This window comes from Mesorhizobium sp. P2_C5_2 (assembly GCF_056404535.1).
In genome coordinates this window covers 808,625-828,302 of sequence record NZ_JBFUDV010000002.1, presented here as the reverse complement: position 1 = coordinate 828,302, position 19,678 = coordinate 808,625, and the positions used below count along the sequence as shown (strand labels likewise).

General features: G+C 63.2%; 17 protein-coding genes. 2 read left to right on the top strand and 15 right to left on the bottom strand.

Features of this window, described 5'->3' with window-relative positions; all coding sequences use genetic code 11:
• Positions 1–87: 87 nt before the first annotated feature.
• Complete coding sequence (locus AC1D1B_RS10925) at positions 88–459, bottom strand: endonuclease domain-containing protein (protein WP_477331926.1); 372 nt, start codon at positions 457–459, stop codon at positions 88–90.
• A 148-nt stretch (positions 460–607) separates the two neighbouring features.
• On the bottom strand, positions 608–1,327 hold the full coding sequence (locus AC1D1B_RS10920) for a helix-turn-helix domain-containing protein (RefSeq protein ID WP_477331924.1): 720 nt from the start codon (positions 1,325–1,327) through the stop codon (positions 608–610).
• A 313-nt stretch (positions 1,328–1,640) separates the two neighbouring features.
• Between AC1D1B_RS10920 and AC1D1B_RS10915 the strand changes: the two genes are divergently transcribed.
• Positions 1,641–2,999: an NAD(P)-binding domain-containing protein gene (locus AC1D1B_RS10915; RefSeq protein WP_477331922.1), complete on the top strand. Its 1,359-nt coding sequence runs from the start codon at positions 1,641–1,643 to the stop codon at positions 2,997–2,999.
• An 11-nt stretch (positions 3,000–3,010) separates the two neighbouring features.
• Here the strand turns inward: AC1D1B_RS10915 and AC1D1B_RS10910 are convergent, their stop codons facing one another.
• The 9 genes from AC1D1B_RS10910 to AC1D1B_RS10870 all read right to left on the bottom strand — a co-directional run bounded on the left by AC1D1B_RS10910 (position 3,011) and on the right by AC1D1B_RS10870 (position 13,595).
• Positions 3,011–3,811 (bottom strand): hypothetical protein, encoded by an 801-nt coding sequence (locus tag AC1D1B_RS10910; RefSeq protein WP_477331920.1) that lies wholly within the window; start codon positions 3,809–3,811, stop codon positions 3,011–3,013.
• Positions 3,812–3,818: 7 nt separating this feature from the next.
• Positions 3,819–5,798, bottom strand: a complete 1,980-nt coding sequence (locus AC1D1B_RS10905; RefSeq protein ID WP_477331918.1) for an ABC transporter permease — start codon at positions 5,796–5,798, stop codon at positions 3,819–3,821.
• Positions 5,795–6,868, bottom strand: a complete 1,074-nt coding sequence (locus tag AC1D1B_RS10900; protein WP_477331916.1) for a quaternary amine ABC transporter ATP-binding protein — start codon at positions 6,866–6,868, stop codon at positions 5,795–5,797. The genes AC1D1B_RS10905 and AC1D1B_RS10900 overlap by 4 nt, the downstream gene beginning before the upstream one ends.
• A 71-nt stretch (positions 6,869–6,939) precedes the next feature.
• The gene (locus tag AC1D1B_RS10895) at positions 6,940–7,914 is read right to left on the bottom strand and encodes an ABC transporter substrate-binding protein (protein WP_477331914.1); all 975 of its coding nucleotides are present in this window, start codon (positions 7,912–7,914) and stop codon (positions 6,940–6,942) included.
• A gap of 422 nt (positions 7,915–8,336) precedes the next feature.
• The gene (locus AC1D1B_RS10890; RefSeq protein WP_477331912.1) at positions 8,337–9,122 is read right to left on the bottom strand and encodes an SDR family oxidoreductase; all 786 of its coding nucleotides are present in this window, start codon (positions 9,120–9,122) and stop codon (positions 8,337–8,339) included.
• 11 nt (positions 9,123–9,133) lie between these two features.
• Positions 9,134–9,919, bottom strand: coding sequence for an SDR family oxidoreductase (locus AC1D1B_RS10885; RefSeq protein ID WP_477331910.1), 786 nt, complete (start codon positions 9,917–9,919; stop codon positions 9,134–9,136).
• A gap of 103 nt (positions 9,920–10,022) precedes the next feature.
• The gene (locus AC1D1B_RS10880) at positions 10,023–11,531 is read right to left on the bottom strand and encodes a sugar ABC transporter ATP-binding protein (protein ID WP_477331908.1); all 1,509 of its coding nucleotides are present in this window, start codon (positions 11,529–11,531) and stop codon (positions 10,023–10,025) included.
• A gap of 29 nt (positions 11,532–11,560) precedes the next feature.
• On the bottom strand, positions 11,561–12,499 hold the full coding sequence (locus AC1D1B_RS10875; RefSeq protein WP_352584436.1) for a sugar ABC transporter substrate-binding protein: 939 nt from the start codon (positions 12,497–12,499) through the stop codon (positions 11,561–11,563).
• Between the two features lie 112 nt (positions 12,500–12,611).
• A complete protein-coding gene (locus AC1D1B_RS10870; protein WP_477332126.1) occupies positions 12,612–13,595 on the bottom strand; it encodes an ABC transporter permease in 984 nt (327 codons plus the stop codon).
• Positions 13,596–13,867: 272 nt separating this feature from the next.
• On the opposite strand from AC1D1B_RS10870, the gene AC1D1B_RS10865 reads away from it, so the two are divergent.
• Positions 13,868–14,830 carry a sugar-binding transcriptional regulator gene (locus tag AC1D1B_RS10865; RefSeq protein ID WP_477331906.1) on the top strand — a complete coding sequence of 321 codons (963 nt, stop codon included), beginning with the start codon at positions 13,868–13,870 and terminating at the stop codon, positions 14,828–14,830.
• Between the two features lie 18 nt (positions 14,831–14,848).
• On the opposite strand, the gene AC1D1B_RS10860 is transcribed toward AC1D1B_RS10865, so the two are convergent.
• The 4 genes from AC1D1B_RS10860 to AC1D1B_RS10845 all read right to left on the bottom strand — a co-directional run bounded on the left by AC1D1B_RS10860 (position 14,849) and on the right by AC1D1B_RS10845 (position 19,634).
• On the bottom strand, positions 14,849–15,382 hold the full coding sequence (locus AC1D1B_RS10860; RefSeq protein ID WP_477331904.1) for a hypothetical protein: 534 nt from the start codon (positions 15,380–15,382) through the stop codon (positions 14,849–14,851).
• 158 nt (positions 15,383–15,540) lie between these two features.
• Positions 15,541–17,028: a xylulokinase gene (locus AC1D1B_RS10855; RefSeq protein ID WP_477331902.1), complete on the bottom strand. Its 1,488-nt coding sequence runs from the start codon at positions 17,026–17,028 to the stop codon at positions 15,541–15,543.
• A gap of 19 nt (positions 17,029–17,047) precedes the next feature.
• Positions 17,048–18,370: an NAD(P)H-dependent oxidoreductase gene (locus AC1D1B_RS10850; protein WP_477331900.1), complete on the bottom strand. Its 1,323-nt coding sequence runs from the start codon at positions 18,368–18,370 to the stop codon at positions 17,048–17,050.
• 379 nt (positions 18,371–18,749) lie between these two features.
• On the bottom strand, positions 18,750–19,634 hold the full coding sequence (locus AC1D1B_RS10845; protein WP_477331898.1) for a DUF427 domain-containing protein: 885 nt from the start codon (positions 19,632–19,634) through the stop codon (positions 18,750–18,752).
• Positions 19,635–19,678: the final 44 nt, after the last annotated feature.

The window sequence follows — 19,678 nt, the reverse complement described above, 5'->3', positions numbered from 1 at the left end:
CCAAGAGGGGGAGATGCCCGGCAGGGCAGAGGGGGGCGCCGTAGAGCGCCGGCCCTTGCCCAATGGCCACCCCAGCTTCGGCGAAGCTCACGACGCGCCGTCCACCCCGGCCACGATCACGATATGCTGGCAGACATTGTCGACATCGCGGATAACGTCGTCGTTCCAGAATCGCAGAATGGTCCAGCCTAGGGCTTCGACCTTGGCGGTTCTTGCAGCGTCCAATTCCGACGTTTCGGCCCGACCATGCTGGGAACCATCAAGCTCGACGATCAGCTTTTTGTCGGGGCACGCAAAATCGACGATATAGCCGGCGATAGGCATCTGGCGCCGAAATCCAAGTCCCATCAGCCTGTGGGCCCTGATCTCATTCCAAAGCTTGAGTTCGGCATCAGTCATCACCTTGCGCATCCTGCGCGCATTGCGGCGGTTGTTGGCGAATACTAAATTATGCGTCATCGCGGTTCGCCCCCCTCTGTCCTGCCGGACATCTCCCCCTCAAGTGGGGAGATCGGATGTCACTTCGGCTTTCGCCAATCGCCAATGCTGCAAAAGAGCAGCCGTCGCGAAGGATCTCCCCACGAGGGGGCCAAGGGAGATCGAGCTCCTAACCCGCACTATTCTGCGGATAGCAAATAATCGACAGATAGCGCATCGGCAGCTTCGTCAGCTGCTCCGGTCCGTGCGGCGCGTCGGCGTCGAAGAACAGGCTGTCGCCGGGCTTCATCGGATAGAGGTTGCTGCCGTGCCGGTAAACCACTTCGCCCTCCAGCATATAGAGGAACTCCATGCCCTCATGCTGGAAGGTCGGGAAGACATCCGAATCCTCGGTCAGCGTGATCAGATAGGGCTCGACGACGACGCCGCTGGTGTTGGAGCCGATATGGCCCAAGAGATTGTACTGGTGCCCGGCGCGGGTGCCGCGGCGTTCGACATCGAGGCCTTCGCCAGCCTTGACGAAGACGGCGCTGCGTTCTTCCTCGAAGCGGCGGAAGAAGGCAGTGACGGGAACACCGAGCGCCCGCGACAGCGCCTGCAGCGTGGTCAGCGACGGCGAGGTGATGCCGTTCTCGATCTTCGACAGCATGCCCAGCGAAATGTCGGTGGCGACGGCGAGATCGGCGACGGTGATGCCGAGCTTCTTGCGGAACGCCCTGACTTCGCGGCCGATCGCCACCTCCAGCACCTTTTCGCGCGTGTCGCGGATGGCGTGCGGGTTCTGCGTCAGCGGCGTGCGGATGGTCTTCCCGTCCACCGAGACCTTCGCCAGCGGCTTTGCCTTGGCCGGAGCTGCCCCGGGCTTGAGATCGGATGCTGTCTTCGCCATGTCGCCGCTCCCAAGAATCGCAGATTTATTTCACTCAAGGTGAACATATTCGCTGCCGATACAGAAACGCAACCGCCACAGCAAGCCCCTTAGGTCGAATGGTGTTGGGTCCGGATTTGCGCTGTCATCGGTTTTTGCGGAAAATCCGCCGGGAGGAAACGCGGTTTCGCCACAAGCCCTGTTGACAGCATCGAAGGGGCAATTACTGTCACTGTGAGTGAAATTTGTTTCGTAAGAGCAATCCTGGGAAAAGCGTGAAACGGTTTTCCCGCAGGAATTGCCTCAAAGTTGAAATGAGACCGGGAGGCCTGCCATGAACACTCGCGTTGCCGTCATTGGAGCCGGACCGTCCGGCCTTGCCCAGCTCAGGGCCTTCAAATCTGCCGAAGACAAGGGCGCCGCCATTCCTGAAATCGTCTGCTTCGAAAAGCAGTCCGACTGGGGCGGCCTGTGGAACTACACCTGGCGCACCGGCCTCGACGAACATGGCGATCCCGTCCACGGCTCGATGTACCGCTACCTCTGGTCGAACGGGCCGAAGGAATGCCTGGAATTCGCCGACTACACATTCGAAGAGCATTTCGGCCGGCCGATCGGCTCCTACCCGCCACGCGCCGTTTTGTGGGACTACATCAAGGGCCGTGTCGAAAAATCAGGCCTGCGCAAATGGGTGCGCTTCAACAGCCCGGTGCGCATGGTGACCTTCTCGGATGTGACGAAGAAATTCACCGTCACCGCGCATGACCGCACCAACGACGTCACCTATTCCGAAGAGTTCGACAATGTCGTCGTCGCCTCCGGCCATTTCTCCGTGCCCAACGTTCCCTATTTCGAAGGTTTTTCCACCTTCAACGGCCGCATCCTGCACAGCCATGATTTCCGCGACGCGATGGAGTTCAAGGGCAAGGACATATTGATCATCGGCCGCTCCTACTCGGCCGAGGACATCGGCTCGCAATGCTACAAATACGGCGCCAAATCGATCACCTCCAGCTACCGCTCCAAGCCGATGGGCTTCAAATGGCCGGAGAACTGGAAAGAGGTGCCGCTGTTGCAGAAGGTCGTCGGCAAGACCGCGCACTTCAAGGACGGCACCACCAAGGATGTCGACGCCATCATCCTGTGCACCGGCTATTTGCATTCCTTCCCCTTCCTCACCGACGATTTGAAGCTCAAGACAGCCAATCGCATGTGGCCGCTCGATCTCTACGAAGGCGTCGTCTGGGAGAAAAACCCGAAACTGTCCTATATCGGCATGCAGGACCAGTTCTACACCTTCAACATGTTCGACGCGCAGGCCTGGTTCGCCCGCGATGTCATCATGGGTCGCATCAAATTGCCGTCGCCCCAGGCGATGACCGAGCACGCCGCCAAGTGGCGGGCTCGCGAGGAAACGCTCGAAGACGCCGAGCAGATGATCTGGTTCCAGGGCGACTACACCAAGGAGCTGATGGACCAGACCGACTATCCCGGCTTCGACGTCGAGGCGGTCAACCAGACTTTTATGGAGTGGGAGCACCACAAGGCTGACGACATTATGAGCTTCCGCGACCACGCCTACCGCTCGCTGATGACCGGCACTATGGCGCCGCTGCACCATACGCCCTGGCTGCAGGCGCTGGACGATTCGATGGAGAGCTATCTCGAGGTGAAAGGCGTCGCGGCGGAGTAGCGCGGCGCCAATCAATCCAGCGGATAGTCGGGAGCCGCATCCGTCTCCGTCACCTTAACGGAGAGAAGGTCGCAGTCGTTGGCCCAGTCGGGGCCATCGCCGCGCAGCGCCATCGTGTCGGCCATCAGCAGGAACTGCATGGTTCTGAGCGCCCAGTCTGTCGGCTCTTCCGGCCAGGCGAAGACGCCGGCGGCGTCGCCGCCGAACTTCACATCGTGGCAGACGAATTCGACCTCGACCTTCCAGGATCGCAGCACGACACTTGGCGGCGGGTAGGGAGGGTCGGGCAGCTCGAAGTAGTTGGCGACCATGAGCTTCGTCGGCTCCGCCGGCTCGATGCCCTTGGCTTTGAAGGCGGCAATGGCGTCGTCGCGGAAACGCTCGAGCAGGCCGTCCCGCGTCAATCTGTAGGTCGAGCGAAAGAAGCCGCCGGCCCAGACGGATTCGTTGTTGTCGTTGGAGGTGAGCAGCGAGGTATGGAAGCGGCGCAGCCTTGGCGCCAGCACCGCCCAATTGCACTCAGCTGGTGTCGCCGACGTCGCGATAAAATCGTCGAGCAGATCGCTGCCGCGCACATTGGCGTTCAGCACCGAACAGTCTTCGCCATAGATGTGCCAGAGCTGGCGCAGCTCCGCGGCTGCGATGCCGGGCTTGCGCAATTCTTCTACCGAGGCGCGGACCCGCGCGATCGCGTAAGACGTTGCCGCCTCCAGTGTCTCGAACCCCGGAATCAGATGCTCGCCATCCGGTTCGCCGGTCCTGGCCATGTCGAAGACGAGAACGGTGAAAGGTGGAGCGCCCGGCTCGGACATTCGGCAACTATCCCAGCCTCGCCCGCGCCTTCGCCGTCCAGGCGTTGAACAGGCGGTCGGCGACGATGCCGATGAAGGCGATGGCGAGACCCGCAACAATGCCGCGGCCGGAATCGGCTTTCGAGAGTGCTATGAACACCTCCTGGCCGAGATCGCGCGTGCCGACCATGGCGCAGATGATGATCATCGCCAGCGCCATCAGGATGGTCTGGTTGACGCCGAGCATGATTTCGGGGAGCGCCAGCGGCAGCTGTACGCGGAAGAAAGTCTGGCGCGGTGTGCAGCCCGACACCTTCGCCGCCTCGATCAGCGCCGGCGGCACTTGGCGGATGCCGTGATTGGTGTAGCGGATCGCCGGCACCACGGCGAAGGCGATCGTTGCGATCATCGCGGTGACGTCGCCGACCCGAAACAGCATCACCACCGGGATGATGAAGCAGAAGGATGGCAGCACCTGCAGCGTGTCGATGATGGGCGTGACGATCTTTTCGAAGCGGTCGCTGCGCGCGGCCATCAGGCCTATGGGGATGCCGATAAGACAAGCGATGAAGGCCGAGATGCCGCAGAGATAGACGGTCGCCATGGTCTTTTCCCACAGACCGGTGACGGCGCAAAAGGCGGTCAACGCGGCGACCAGGGCGGCGAGCCGCAAGCCCGACAGCTGGTAGCCGGCAAGGCCGAGCAGGAACACTGCGCCGAGCCACGGAAAGCCTTCGCAGAAGGCGCGCAACGGGTTCAGCACATTGAGGATCAGCGCCACGCGAAACGCTTCGATCACGTCGAAGAAATTAATCGTCACCCAACTCACCGCTGCCTTCCACAAAGGCGCGGTGGTGAAGGTGATCGCCTTCGGCACGGCGGCGAAGGCCGGCAGGAACAGGCCGAGCAGCGTTGTCACGACCAAGATGGCGATGGCCAGCGACAGATTGGGATAGCGCTGCCAAAAGCTCTGGTTCGCTTGCTGTTGAACGTGGCCCTTCGCTTGGCTGTGGGCGACGGCCTGGCTCAGCCGGTCGAGCGCGATGGCGAGCGCGACGATGGCGAGGCCGGCTTCCATGGCTTCGCCGACCTTCAGCGCGCGCAGCGCCAGCAGCACGTCATAGCCGAGCCCGCCGGCGCCGATCATCGAGGCGATGATCACCATGTTCAGTGCCAGCATGATCACCTGGTTGACGCCGACCATCAGTGTCGGCCGCGCCGAGGGCAGCAGCACCCGCCACAATTTCTGCCGCGCCGTGCAGCCGGCCATCTCGCTGAAATCGTCGATCTCGGAGGGCACCCGCGACAGACCCAGCATCGTCGCCCGCACCATGGGCGGCGTGGCGAAAATGGCGGTGGCGATCATCGCCGACACCGGGCTGTTGCCGAACAGAAGCAGCATCGGGATAAGATAGGCGAAGGTCGGGATGGTCTGCATCAGATCGAGGGCAGGGGAAACGATCAGCCTCTCGGCCCAGGGCTTGCGCCACGCCCAGATTCCGGCAAACAGGCCGGTGACGATGCAGAACGGCACGGCGATGGAAATCAGCGCCAGCGTCAGCATGGCACTGGTCCACTGGCCGAACAGCGCGATGTAGAGGAAGCAGCCGCCGACCAGCAGGCCGAGCTTGCGGCCGCCCGCAGCATGCCCTGCGATGAAGGCGGCAGCGCAGACGCCGACCCAGGACAGGCGCGGCAGCACATAGGCGTCCGCGCCATGGCCGATCTTGAAATTCTTGGCGAGCAGATTGAGCGCGAAATCGAGGGGAACGCCGAGCACGGCGGTGATCGAGCGCGTCAGCCACGAAAGGTTCGACTTGATCCAGCGCATCAGCGCGCTGACCCAGTCGGCGACGGGGACAACCGCATCCGCCGGATAGTTGACGGCCCAGGGCAGCCTGTCCTGCAGCAGGAACACCACCAGCACGACGGCAAGTGCCAGCGCCCAGACCAGCAGCCAGCGCTGAACCGGCGGCCTTGTTTCGCTGGCGTTTGCCGTCACCGTCATGCGCCGGCCCTGTCCAGGCCGGCCAGCAGCCCGATCACGGCTTGCGGCGTCACTTCGCCGATCGGTTTGCCGGTGCCGTTGATCACCGCGAATGGCTTGCCTGAGGCGACGATGCTGGCCGAGAAGCTGGCGATCTTGGCATCGGGCGAAACCGTGCCGCCATGGTCCGAGCCATCGCAGGCGCGCATCAGGCTGCGGGCCGAAATCACCTTGGCGCGGTCGACGTCGCGGGTGAACTCGGCGACATAGTCGGTCGCCGGATTGACCACCAGCTGTTCCGGCGTGCCGATCTGGATGATTTCTCCATCCTTCATGATGGCGATGCGGTCGGCCAGCCGGATCGCCTCGTCGAAATCATGGGTGATGAAGACGATGGTCTTGTGCAGCATGGTTTGCAGCCGCATCAGTTCGTCCTGCATTTCGCGGCGGATCAGCGGATCGAGCGCCGAGAACGGTTCGTCGAGGAACCAGATCTCCGGCTTGGTCGCGAGGCTGCGGGCAATGCCGACACGCTGCTGCTGGCCCCCGGAAAGCTCGCGCGGATAAAAATGCTCGCGGCCGCGCAGGCCGACGAGCTCGATCACCTCGCGTGCCCGCGCTTCGCGTGTCGGCCGGTCCTGACCCTGAATGCTGAGCGGGAAGGCGATGTTGTCCAGCACGTTGAGATGCGGCAGCAAGGCAAAATTCTGGAACACCATGCCCATGCGATGGCGCCTGAGTTCAATCAGCGCGGCATCGGAAATCTTGAGCAAGTCCTTGCCTTCGAATTCGACCTTGCCGTGGGTCGGCTCGACCAGCCGCGACATGCAGCGCACCAACGTCGACTTGCCGGAGCCCGACAGGCCCATGATGATAAATATCTCGCCCTGGCGTATTTCGAGATCGACGGCGCGCACCGCGCCGACCAGCCCGGCGGCAGCGACATCGGCCATGCTGGCCTTGCCGTCGCGCGCGCGAATGAAGTTCGCCGCGTTCGATCCGAACAGCTTCCAGACATTGCGGCAGGCAAGCTTTATCGGCCGCGCATCCTTTGGCGCGCCAACTGCCTGCGGTTCAGTCGCTTCCGTCATCCAATGGTCCTTCTGGAATATGGGATAGTGACCCGGCCGCTAGGGCCGGGTCTGGCTTCCAGTCGGAACGATCACTGCGCCCAGGCTTTCCAGTCGGCTTCGTGGGCGGCAATCCAGGCGGCGGCGACCTCTTCCGGCGTCTTTCCGCCGAGGTCGATCTCGCCGCTCATCTTGTTGAGTTCGTCGGTGTCGATCGTGTAGGCCTTGGCCACCTTGTAGGCGACCGGCCATTTATCCTTCATGCCGGACCACGAGTACTTCCAGATCTCGCCATGCGGCTTGCCGCAATCATATTTGGCGTCGGGGTTGGTGCCCCATTTCGGATCGGTGTAGCACTCGGGCGTATAGTCCGGGAATTCGACCCATTCGCCCTTGTACTTGGCCGGCGCCCAATGCGGCGAATAGATCCACAGCATGATCGGCGCCTTGCGCTGATAGGCCGAGTCGAGTTCGGCGAACATCGCCGCGTCGGTGCCAGCATGGATGACGGTGAAGGGCAGCTTCAGCGCCTCGACGCGCTCGTCGTCAAAGCCTTCCCAGGTCACCGGCCCGCCGAGATAGCGGCCCTTCGGCGCCGTCTCCGCGGTCGAAAACGCCTCGGCGCATTTCGGGTCCTTCAGCGCTTCCCAGTTGGGCAGGCCCGGGCACTTTTCCTTCATGTACTCAGGAAACCACCATTCTTCCTTGGCCTTCGGCCCGAGCTTTCCGAGCCGCTCGGTCTGACCGGTGGCGTCGGACGCCTTCATCGCTTCGCCGGCGGTCGTGTCCCAGAATTCCAGGCCGACATCGAGGTCGCCATTGGTGAGGCCCGTGGTCAGGCTGGAGAGATAGTCGGCAGTCGGATATTCGACGGTGTAGCCGAGCTTTTCGAGGATGCCGCCAAGGATCTTGGCGTTGAGGTTGACGCTGGTCCAGTCGAACAGCGCGATCTTGATCGGGTCGTTGGATTCAGGTGCTGCGGCCTGCGCCACCGGTGTCAGTGCACTTGCCGCGGCAAGTGCGAGGGCTCCCATTGATAGGTTCGAAATCACACTGCGAAAGGACATGCTTGTTCTCCTGTCAAACCATGTGGAAATTCTTAGTCGTTCCCTTCTTGCGTCTTTTCTTGATTGTGTTGGAAAGGCGGGTCGTTACGCAAGCTCGTTCGCACCGTGCCATCGCAGCGGCTAGAGCCGGCGCAAGCGAAATGGTGCTCTATCTGGTGGTGGTATGATGCAGGATGGGTCCGCCTCATGGCATCGCATGGATTGCTGGAAGAGCAATCGTCAACGGATCGATCGCCGCTCTGGCGGCGCTCTGAGACGTGCGAGCCATCAAGGTCCCATGATCTCGGCCGGCGAGCCCCATCCCCGCCAAGGCCGTTTCATGGGATGAAATTATATATACCAAGGTTCATGCGGCGCAACGGCTGATGCCTTGTGCGTTGCGGAATTTCAGACTGGTCGATTGCCAGTCGTCAGGTCGGACTTCACGACATGATCAGGCCGCCATCGACATTGATGGTCTGGCCGGTGATGTAGGTGGCGTCGTTGCTGGCGAGGAAGCTGACCAAGCCGGAGACGTCCTCGCCGCTGCCGGCGCGGCCCATGGGGATGTTCTTCACCCATTCAGCCATCAGCTCGCCGGGCTTGTAGTCGCCCATCAGCTTGCCCCAGGCCGCGTCATTGTAGGCCCACATGTCGGTGTCGATGATGCCGGGGCAGATCGCGTTGACGGTGATTTTCTCCTTGGCCACTTCCTTGGCGAGGCTCTGGGTGATGCCGACGACGCCGAACTTCGACGCCGCGTAGTGCGGCGTGTAGATGAAGCCCTGCCGTGCTTGGCCAGACGCCGTGTTGATCAGCCGGCCGCCATCGCCATGCTTGCGGATGCGGGCGATCGCTTCCTGGCAGCACAGGAACACGCCCTTGGTGTTGACAGCCATCACCTTGTCCCACTCGGCTTCGGTCATTGCCTCGATCCGGGCGATGGTGATGACGCCGGCATTCTGCACCGAAATGTCGACGCGGTCGAACTCCTTCTCGGCGAGGTCGTAGAGCGCGGTGACCTCATCCTTCCTGGTCACGTCCATGCGCATCGACGCCACCTTGGCGCCTGCGGCTTTCAGGCTGGCGGCGACCTCTTCGACGCGGGCATCGATGGCGCTGACCACGACCGCCGCACCTTCCTCGGCAAAGCGCTTGGCCATTGCCGCACCGATGCCGCCGCTGGCCCCGGTGATGACAGCCGTCTTGCCTTCAAAACGCTTCGGCACTTTCTGTTCTCCTACCAGCAGACAAAACCGCCATCGACGATCAGGTCGATGCCGGTGACAAAACTTGCGGCGCGGCTGGCCAGGAACACGGTCGGGCCGACCATCTCTTCCGGCGTCGCCATGCGTCCCATTGGTGTGTCGCGCTCGAAGATCTTGATCTGTTCGGCAACTTCCGGCCGCTTGTTCATCGGCGTCAGTGTGTAGCCCGGGCTGACCACATTGACGCGCAGGCCGCGATCGGCCCACTCCATGGCGAGGCTCTTCGACATGTGGATGACGGCCGCCTTCGACGAATTGTAATGCGCCTGGGTGAGCCCGCGATTGACGATCGAGCCCGACATCGAGGCGATGTTGATGATCGAGCCCTTGCGTCGCGAAAGCATGGCGCGCGCCTCGGCCTGGCAGGACAGGAACACGCCGCTGACATTGACGTCATAGATCTTCTGCCATGTCTCAAGCGGCAGTGTTTCGGCCGGTTCGGCCCCGGCGATGCCGGCATTGTTGACGGCAATGGTCAGCGCGCCGAGCTCCTTCTCCGTGCGCGCGACCGCCAACGCGAGGTCTTCCTCCGACGTTACCGTGCCGGTCAGCACCAGCGCCTTGCAGCCAAGTGCTGAAATCTTGTGTGCCGTCTCGTCCAGCCCGCCCTTGGAGGTGTGGCCGAAACAGACGACATCGGCGCCAGCATCGGCCAGACCAATTGCGATCGCCTGGCCGATGCCGCTGCCGGCTCCGGTCACCAGTGCCACGTCTCCGTGAAGATCGAATAGTTTCATTCGTCGGTCCCTCTGCTCCAACCACCGGCCGTCTGAAATGAAGGGGCGCCAGTCCTTGCTGGCGCCCCGCGCGGTCAGTCCTTGGGAGGATATCACCTGCTGCGCTTTGTTCCGATACGTTGTTCTAGCTCGTGGCGAGTTCCATCACTGCGACGTTGCTGGCTTCGCCGCGGTCGAGAATGCCGCGCTGGCGGCCGCGGCTCAGCACCAGCACGCGGTGCGACAGCCCCAGCACTTCCTCGAGGTCGGAGCTGACCACCACGACCGCCATGCCGGAGCGGGCGAGGTCGGCGATCACGTCGTAGATCGCCGCGCGCGCGCCGACATCGATGCCGCGCGTCGGCTCATCGAGGATGAACACCTTCGGCGGCCGCGACACCCATTTGGCGATGATCACCTTCTGCTGGTTGCCGCCGGACAGTTTTGATACCGCCTGGTTCGGCTTGCCCTTGACGCCGAGCCTGGCGATGCCGGCCTCGGCGAATTTCTGCACTGCTTTCGGAAACACCCAGCCCTTGGGCGCGACATGGTCGAAATTGCCGAACGCCAGGTTTTCGCCGATGGTCTGGTCGAGCACCACGCCTTGCGCCTTGCGGTCTTCCGGCACCAGCACGACACCGGCCTTGATCGCTGCCGCCGGCCCGCTGAGATGCACCGGTTTGCCGGCGACGCGCACCGAGCCCGTCGAGATCGGATCGGCGCCGGCGATTGCCCGCACCAGTTCGGTGCGGCCGGCGCCGATCAATCCGGCAATGCCGAGGATCTCGCCAGCTTTGACCGAGAAGGAGACATTGTTGAAACTCTTCTCTGGCGAGGACAAGTTCTCGACCTCAAGCAGCGTTTCCTCGCGCGATGGCGACAGATGCGGGAACATCCGCTCGACCGAGCGGCCGACCATCTGCTCGACCACGGTGCGCACGGACACGTCGGCGCGCTCGTGGCGCGCGACGATGCGTCCGTCGCGCATTACCACCACGCGGTCGGCGATCTGCGCGATCTCATCGAGCCGATGGCTGATGTAGATGAAGGACATGCCTTCCGCCTTGAGCTTGCGGATCTGCTGGAACAGCAGTTCCGTTTCCTCACCGCCGAGCGCTGCTGTCGGTTCATCGAAGATCAGCAATTCAGCATTCAGCGTCAGCGCCTTGGCGATCTCGACCTGCTGCTGGGCGGCGATGCGCAGTGTGCGTACCTTGCGCTCGGGCGAGACGTCGAGACCAAGCCGCATCAATTGCGCCGAGGCCTTGGCGTTCATCTCAGCACGGTCAATGTGGCCGCCGCGCATCGGCAGGCGCCCGACATAGACGTTTTCCGCCACCGACAGGTCCGGCAGCAGTTTCAGTTCCTGATGGATCATGCCGACGCCGGCGTCGATTGCCGCGGCAGGCGAGGCGGGGGAGTAGGGCTTCCCCCGCCAGATGATGGTGCCGGCATCGGCCCTGATCGAGCCGGCGATGATATTGGACACCGTTGACTTACCGGCTCCGTTTTCGCCGAGCAGCGCCACGACCTCGCCCGGCCGTACCTCGAAGCTCGCATCGGCCAGGACCTGGACCGGTCCGTAGCTCTTGCAGAGGCCGTTGACGAAGAGCCCGTTATGCGGGCTTTCGCTGTGGCGAGGTTCAGAGGACATCGTGGCGCTCTCTTAAGCGGTGCCGCAGGTCACGGATGCTTGGCGATGAACTGCTCGACATTGTCCTTGGTGGTCAGCGTCGCATCCTGCAGCTGTTCGGCCGGAATGCTTTCGCCAGCCACCAGCTTGATCGCCGCATCGACGGCGAGCCTGCCCATGCCTTGCGTCTGCTGCGTCGCGGTGACGTCGAACACGCCGTCCTTCAGTGCCTTCAGCGCCGCCACGTCACCGTCGAAGCCGGCGACCCAGACCTTGTGGCCGGGATTGGCGACCTTGACTGCCTGTGCTGCACCCAGCGCCAGCGCATCGGCCTGGCCGATGACGATGGAGACATCAGGATGCGACTGCAAAAGGTCCTGCGTCAGCTTGAAACCTTCGTCCTGGTGCCAGCCTTCACTCCACAATTCGCCGACCACCTTGATGTCGGGATAGGCCTTGAGCGCTTCGCCGCAGCCCTTCGAGCGGTCGACCTCGGGCGTCGTGCCTTTCTGGCCATGGATGATGATCAGCTCGCCTTTGCCGCCGGCCTGCTTGGCGATGTAGTCGCACACCGCCTGCGCCGAGGCGACGCTGTTGGTGGCGATGAAGGTGTCGCCGGGCGCGCCGTCGGCGTTGCGGTCGACATTGATCACCGGAATGCCGGCAGCCTTGGCTGTCTTGGTCGGCACGGTGGCGGCGGTGGCGCCGGCCGGAATGTAGATCAGCGCGTCGATGTTCTGCGTGATCAAATCCTGTACCTGGCTGACCTGCGTCGCCGAATCGCCCTTGGCGTCGACAGTGACGATCTCGATGCCCTTCTCCTTGCCGTAGGCTTCGACCGACTGCTTGATCTGGTTGAAGAAGTCGGCCTGCAGGTTGGCGACGGCGAGGCCGAGCTTCTTGGCCTCCTTGGCCGAGGCCATGTCGGTCAGGCCAAGCAGCGGAATGATTGCGGCCGCGGCAAGCAGCAGTGAACGTTTGGTCAGCATGTGTTTCCTCCGTTGATAGTCAAACTGTCCCGCCAGCGCATCGCGCCCCTTGGAACATCCCAGTTTCGGATCGACCGATCCGTCTATCGCCCGGACGCTCCGGGCGAATTCCTCATTGACCTCGCCGACGCCAGGTGTCGGTGGCGACCGCCAGCGCGATCACCACGCCGATCACCACCTGCTGGATGAAGGGCGAGACACCGAGCAAATTGAGCCCGTTGCGCAGCACGCCGATGATGAGCACGCCGACCGCGGTGCCGCCGATCGAGCCGACGCCGCCCGACAGGCTGGCGCCGCCGATCACCACTGCGGCGATGGTGTCGAGCTCATAGCCGAGGCCGGAGCTCGGCTGCACCGAATCCAGCCGCGCCGCCAGCACGATGCCGGCAAGCCCGGCGAGCACGCCGCAGATCGCGTAGACCCAGTTGGTCAGCGACTTCACCGGAATGCCGGAGAGCCGCGCCACCTCGGCGCTGCCGCCGATGGCGTAAAGGCTGCGGCCGGTGGCGCGGTAGTTGAGGAAGATGGCGAAGATGATCGCCAGCACCATCATCAGCCCGACGGTGACCGACAGGAAGCCGAAATGGCGGATGATCGACAGGTTGGTGAACCAGTCGGGGAAGCCGACGATCTGCGAGCCATCGGTGATCATGTTGGCAAGACCGCGCGCCACCGACATCATCGCCAGCGTGGCGATGAAGGGCGGCAGCCGGGTGGCGGTCACCAGCAGGCCGGACACCAGTCCGCAAAGGCCGGCGACGACCAGTGCGGCGACGACGCCGGCCGCAAGGCCGAGATTGAGATAATCGGGGTGGGCGACGAAGCCCATCACCATGGCGGCCAGCGCCAGCACCGAGCCGACCGAGAGATCGATGCCGCCGATCAGGATGACCAGCGTCATGCCGATCGCCATGATGCCGAGCACGGTGATCTGGTCGAGCACGTTGAGGATGTTGCGCACGGTGAGGAATGTGTCGGTGGTCAGCGTCAGCGCCAGGCACAAAAGCACCAGCCCGATCAACGGTCCCATGGTTCCGGCGAACAGCGCCGAAAGCTTCGCGCTCGTCGCGACCTGCGCGCCGGTCGCGGCTTTCAACTCGCTTGCATCATTGCTCACGGCCACTTCGTCTCCTCCGTCAGCGAAACGGCGATGGCCTGCCGTCCGCTCTTGTTCACCAGGCACCTCCCTGTGAACAATTTATCCTTGATATGCAATTTTGTTCAGCTAAACTGTTCATTAGAAAATTGTCAAGAGCCGTTGAGCCATTCGGCGATGGTTTGCGCCACCGGGCGGTTTGTCCTAGGGAAGGCCGGGGGCGGCGTTTAGCGGAAAAGATTTCCGAAAATCTGCCGCGGGAGGGCACGAGCATGGCGACCGTCGAAAATGAGAAGGCCTCGCGCTTCCCCGATGCCGAACTGAAGGCCCGCGCTGCCTGGCATTACTATGTCGAGGGCCTGACACAGGAGCGCATCTCCGAGATCCTTGGTGTCGGCCGCATCAAGGTGCACCGCATTCTATCCGCCGCCCGCGAGGAGGGCATTGTCCAGTTCCGCATTCGCGACAGTGTCGTCGAATGCGTGCAACTTGAGGAAAGCCTGAAGCAGCGCTTTGGGCTAAGCCAGGCCGTCGTGGTGCCGTCGGCCGCCGACCGCAGCAACGCGCCGCTAATGATAGGCCATGCCGCCGCCGCCTATCTCGCCGACAACGTCAACGCCGGCGATGTCATTGCGCTGGGCTGGGGCCGCACGCTGAAATTCGCTATCAACGAATTGCCCAGGCGGCCGATCGCCAGAACCACGGTCGTTTCGATGCTCGGCGGTCTCACCCATGCGCAGCCGCTCAACCCGACCGAAAGCGCCTGGGAGTTCGCCGAAAAGATCGGCGCCGAATGTTTTCTTCTGCCGGTGCCGGTCTATGCCGACAGGCCCGAGCAGCGCGATGCCTTCATGAGCCAGCGCAGCGTCCAGGACGTCGTCTTTCGGGCGCGGCGGGCCAACATCGCCGTGCTCAGCGTCGGCTCATTTTCCAACGACAGCCCGATCGCCAATTACGGCTTTATCAAACCGAGCGAACTCGAGGAACTGCAGGCCGCCGGTGCGGTTGGCGACCTGCTCTGCCATTTCATCGACGCCGAGGGCCGCCCGGTCGACCATGAGGTCAACCGCCGCGTCTGCGCCTATCCGCTGCAGGAGCTGTCAGACATTCCCAACATCATTCTGGTTTCGGGCGGCCAGGAGAAGATCGCCGTCATGCGCGCGGCACTCGCCAACACCAGGATTTCCGTGCTGATCACCGACGAAGATGCGGCAAAGGGTTTGCTCAATCGCTGACTTCCGGCAGGGCGTCGGTCAGAATTGACAGGGCTCGGGGCGACTGTCGTCCGACCAGTCGGCAAGCGCGATCGGCACGAATTTTCCCGCAACTGGCTTGCCGTCGTCGAGATCCTTTGAGGCGACGCCCTTGCCGGTGAGGAAATTGATGTCGCAGCCGCCGAGCGTCGTCTCGACCGTGCCGTCGGCTTTCTGCACATTCCAGTCCCAGTCGCGGCGGTAGCCGGCGACCAGGAATTTGCCGTTCCGCCAGACGATGGTCAGCGTCGCTTCCCATGATTTGTTGGCGCCGCAGCCGAAGCAGGAGGTGACGACAAGCGACCCGTTGCCCTTGCTTTCGAGCGCAAGGATACGGTCCTCCGTCAGCGCCTTTTTGACGAAGTCGGGCTTGCGCGAAGGGTCGAGCTTTCCCTCGCCGGCAGCCAGATAGAGGGAGAGTTCCGCCAGCCCGCTGTCGGGATCCGCCGCAATGACGGCCCGATCGATCTGGCCGTCATTGCCCATGTCGAGCGCGACTTCGAAAGGCGGTTCGTCCTGTGCGCACGCCGCCATTGGAACTGTCGCAAGAGCAACAATCCAGTGTAGGGCGGCAAGGTGAAATGCAGCCTTCATGAGCCCGGCAAGTCTAGCATTCGCCGGGCAGGACGCAAAATCGACAACCCTATCAGGTGGGGCATCGGAAGCTTCACGCAGGCAAAATGCGTTTGAACTCAGATCGCACCCAGTCGCGCATGAATATCGCGCGTCGCATGATAAAGATCACGGTAGATCGCCTTGCGCGCCCGGTAGGCCGGCACCAGCGCCGTGTCCGGATCGACACGCCTGGCCGGCGCTGCCGTCATCGCCTTGGCCGCGTCTTCCGGCGAGGCGAACCAGCCGATCGCCGAGGCCGCCAGCATGGCCGCGCCGAGTGCGGCCGCCTCGTTGACCGGCGACACGAACAGCGGTCGCGCGAGCACGCTGGACATGATCTTCATCAGCAGCGCTGAATTGGTGCCGCCGCCGGCGGCGATCATCTCCGCCGGCTTGCCGCCGCTCTCGGCTTCCATCGCCTCGCTGGCGATGGCCTGCTCGAAAGCGATGCCTTCCAGCGTTGCGCGAAAGAGATGCCTGGGCTCATGGTTGAGCGACAAGCCGACGACGGCGCCACGCGCCGCACCATCCCAATAGGGGCTCATCACGCCGGCCCAATAGGGCATGACCAGCAGGCCGTCGCTGCCGGCCGTGACATCGACCGCAAGCTTCTCCAACTCGGCTGCGGAAGCCGCGCCGGTGGTGCGCACGATCCAGTCGACCAGTTGCATGCCAGAGCGTAGCACGGTCTCCAGCATGAAGCCGGAACCGGTCGGGGAGACCAGCGTGCGAAACGCGTCCGATGTGGTGACCGTGCCGGAATAGCAGCCGCTGACGACGCCGGAGCCGAGCGACAGATAGCTCTTGCCCGCCCCATAGACCCCCATGCCGAGGCCCATAGCCTGGCCGTCGCCGGCGCCGGCAACAACGGGTGTGCCGGCCTTCAGCCCGGTCAACCGCGCAATGCTTTCGGCAAGTCCGCCACAGATTTCGCCTGGACCGACCAGCGCCGGCAACTGCTCGGGCCTAAGTCCCGCGGCCGCGATGAGTTCGGGGTGCCATTGTCCTGTCGCGACGTCGAGCAGGCCGAGCGGATCGGCACTTGCCGTGCTGGTGACGAGACGGCCGGTCAGCCGATGGACGAAGAAGCCGTGCACGTCGACGAGTGCGGCGGCGCTGTAGAGCACCTGCGGCTGGTGCTCCGCCAGCCAGGCAATGGCATAGAGTGCCGGCGTCGGGTCCGGCGGCTTGCCGCTCCAGTCGCGGATCGCTTCGCGGCCAAGTTCGGCCGACAGTCTGGCGACCTGCGGCCGGGCGCGCTCGTCAAGCCACAGGATCGCCGGGATGAGCGGCTTGCCGGCATGATCGATCAGCGTGAAGGTCTCGCGTTGATGAGCGATGGCGATCGCTGTTACTCGCGCCGCTCCCATCTTGTCGGTGACCTGCTTCAGCGCGCCGACAAGGGCTGCCCACCAATGTTCGGCATCCTGCTCGAAATGGCCAGGCTTCGGATTGGCAAGCGGGTAGGTCTCACGCGCCTGGAAAAGCTCCGCGCCGTCGCGGGTGAAGGCAATCGCCTTCACGGCCGTCGTCGAGGCATCGATCCCGATAACGACATCGTCCATCACAGCTATTCCCGAAGGTTCAGGCGGCGTTGGTCACGAACCGTCCGTCCGACTGGTCGAGACGACGGCGGATCTGCGTTATCACCATCGAATCGTCGGGTACACAATTTTCATAGGTTAGGAAGTCGCCGGTCTTGATCGGCTTGACCACCTTGGCGCGTTCGGCAAGCCCGAGCGGCAGCGCGCCCTTGGCGCGCGCGTCCTCCCAGGTCATGGCGAAGCCGCGATAGTCGGTCTCGCCGATCATGCCGAGCGATTGCCCGGCGCCGAGATCGCTCTTGGCCACCGCCACCGCCTCGGCCACCGGATGGTCGAGCGGTTCCATGTCGGCGCGCTTGTAGACAACGGCGCGCGCCGCCGACAGCGGCACTTCCAGGCTAGTCAGGTGGTAGGGCCGGAAGATCGTGAAATAGGGGCCCTTGCCGACCTTGAGGTCGATCATCCGCTCCATGACGCGCGGATGCCTGGTCTCGATGACGCAGAACACGCCGGGCGCCACACCCTTGCCGATGGAATAGTCGACCACGCCCTTGCGGTGCAGCACACCGCCATCTTCGCGCGGGCAAAGCACACTGGCGAGTTCCTCCAGCGACGCGGTCGGGCCGTGCATGCCCGGCACATCAGGCACCAGCCCCGTGGCGTTGGCGATCGCTACCATCTCGATCGCGGTCTTCGAGCCGTCGACGAACTCGACCAGCATGCGCGCATTCATGTTGCGCTCGGCCGCTTCCTTGGCGTAGTCGGCCGGCATGGCGTCGAACTTCAGCGGGTTGTTCTTGCCCTTGCCGGCGGCGATGATGTTGAAGCCGAGGCTGCGGGCAAAGCCGATGATCTCCAGCGTGCAGGCGGGCTCGTCGCCGGCAGCACCGGTGTAGACGACACCAGCCTTGCGGGCTTCCTCCTTGAGGAAGCGGCCGATGGTAATGTCCGCCTCGACATTGAGCATGACGATGTGCTTGCCGTTCTTCATCACTTCGAGCGCAAACAGCGTGCCGATGTTGGGATTGCCGGTGGCGTCGATAATGACGTCTATGCGGCCGGCTGCGGCCAGCGCATGCAAATCCTCGGTCACCGCGATCTTGCCGGCCTCGATGGCGCGGTCGATGGCCGAGGCATTAGCCGCCTGAACGATGTCGGAGCGGTCATGGCCGGCAAGCAGTGCTGCATCGATCGCCGCTTGCGGCCGCACCTCCGAGATGGCACCGATCCGCATGCCCGGCATCAACGCCACCTGGACGACGATGTCGGTGCCCATCTGCCCGGCGCCGGCCAGGCCGATGGTGATAGGCCCTTGGGCTTCAGCGCGCTGCAGAAGTTCCGCTGCAAATTGCGGATGGGCCATATCGCTTCCTCCAGTCATGACGCGCCGCAGCGTCAAACAATCATTTTGAACATTCCTATTTCCATTTGAAAAATATTTCAACCGGGAAAAGGGATGTGGGAGGATTCAAGTTGGTTGGGTGCGCGGCTTTGGAAGTTTTCCTGCTGGCGGGACAGCGCCCCCCTCTGTCCTGCCGGACATCTCCCCCACCAGGGGGGAGATCAGCCGTCGCCGGCCGCTGTCGTCAATTTTTGAACGTTGAAGGACGAGTGGAGCGCCAGAACTGCCAATCTCCCCCCAAGTGGGGGAGATGTCCGGCAAGACAGAGGGGGGCGCGAAGGATCGCTGCGGCCGCTATTTGGCGCCGCCTGCCACCTGGCAATGATAACGGGGACGCTCCTCAGAAATACCCGTCCGAAGCCGCCGTAGCCTCTTTCGATATCTCCACCCCGTCGACCAGGATCTTGTCGACAAGCTCGTGGTGGAAGCACACCAGCCCCTTGATGCGCTCGGCCTCGTGCACTGGTTCGGGATAGTACCAGACCATGTTCTCGTGCCGCTTGGTAGCCGTCGTCACGTGGTAATAGTTGGAGATGCCCTTGTAGGGGCAGCGCGAGATGTAGCGGCTGGGCGCGAACATATCGAGCCTGGTGTCGGCGATCGGCAGATAGTGGCGCACCGGATGCCCGGTCTCGAACAGGAACACGCCACGGCGTGAATCTGCCACCTGCTCGCCGTCGAGAATGACCTGCACCCGCCGCGACGAGGGCAGGCAGTCGACCCTGCGGAACGGATCGCGGGCGTGGACGAAAATCTCCTCATCCTCCTCGAACCAGTGGCCCATCTTGCTCCACACGAACGACATATAGCCTGCGATCGGCGGGCAACCCTTGGCCGGATCGAGATAGCGCCATGCCCCATCCTCGACCAGCGTGATGCCGGTGTTGAGCGAGTAGAAGGTGGCGGTGCCCTTGTAGGGATCTTCGGTCGTCGTCTTCGAGGGCAGCAGGAACTCCTCGCGCACATCCTCTATCGGGAAATAATATACCGGCAGGTGATCGGATTCGTGGAATACCAGCGCTCTCGTCGTGTCGGCGACGGTCATCGATCCCACCTGCACCCGCAGCCGCTTCAGCGACGGCATGGTGAAGGCGACGTAGCTGGGCTCGAACTCGTACTGGACGATCTGGTCGAGCACCGGGAAATGCGGTCCGCGACCGCGCAGATGGGGCTTGCGAATGGTGGTCTCCCGCTTCTTGTCTTTTGTGGCTGAACGCTGGTGCATGGCTTGAGCCGGATGAGCTTTCTTGTTGAGCACGATCAAACCCG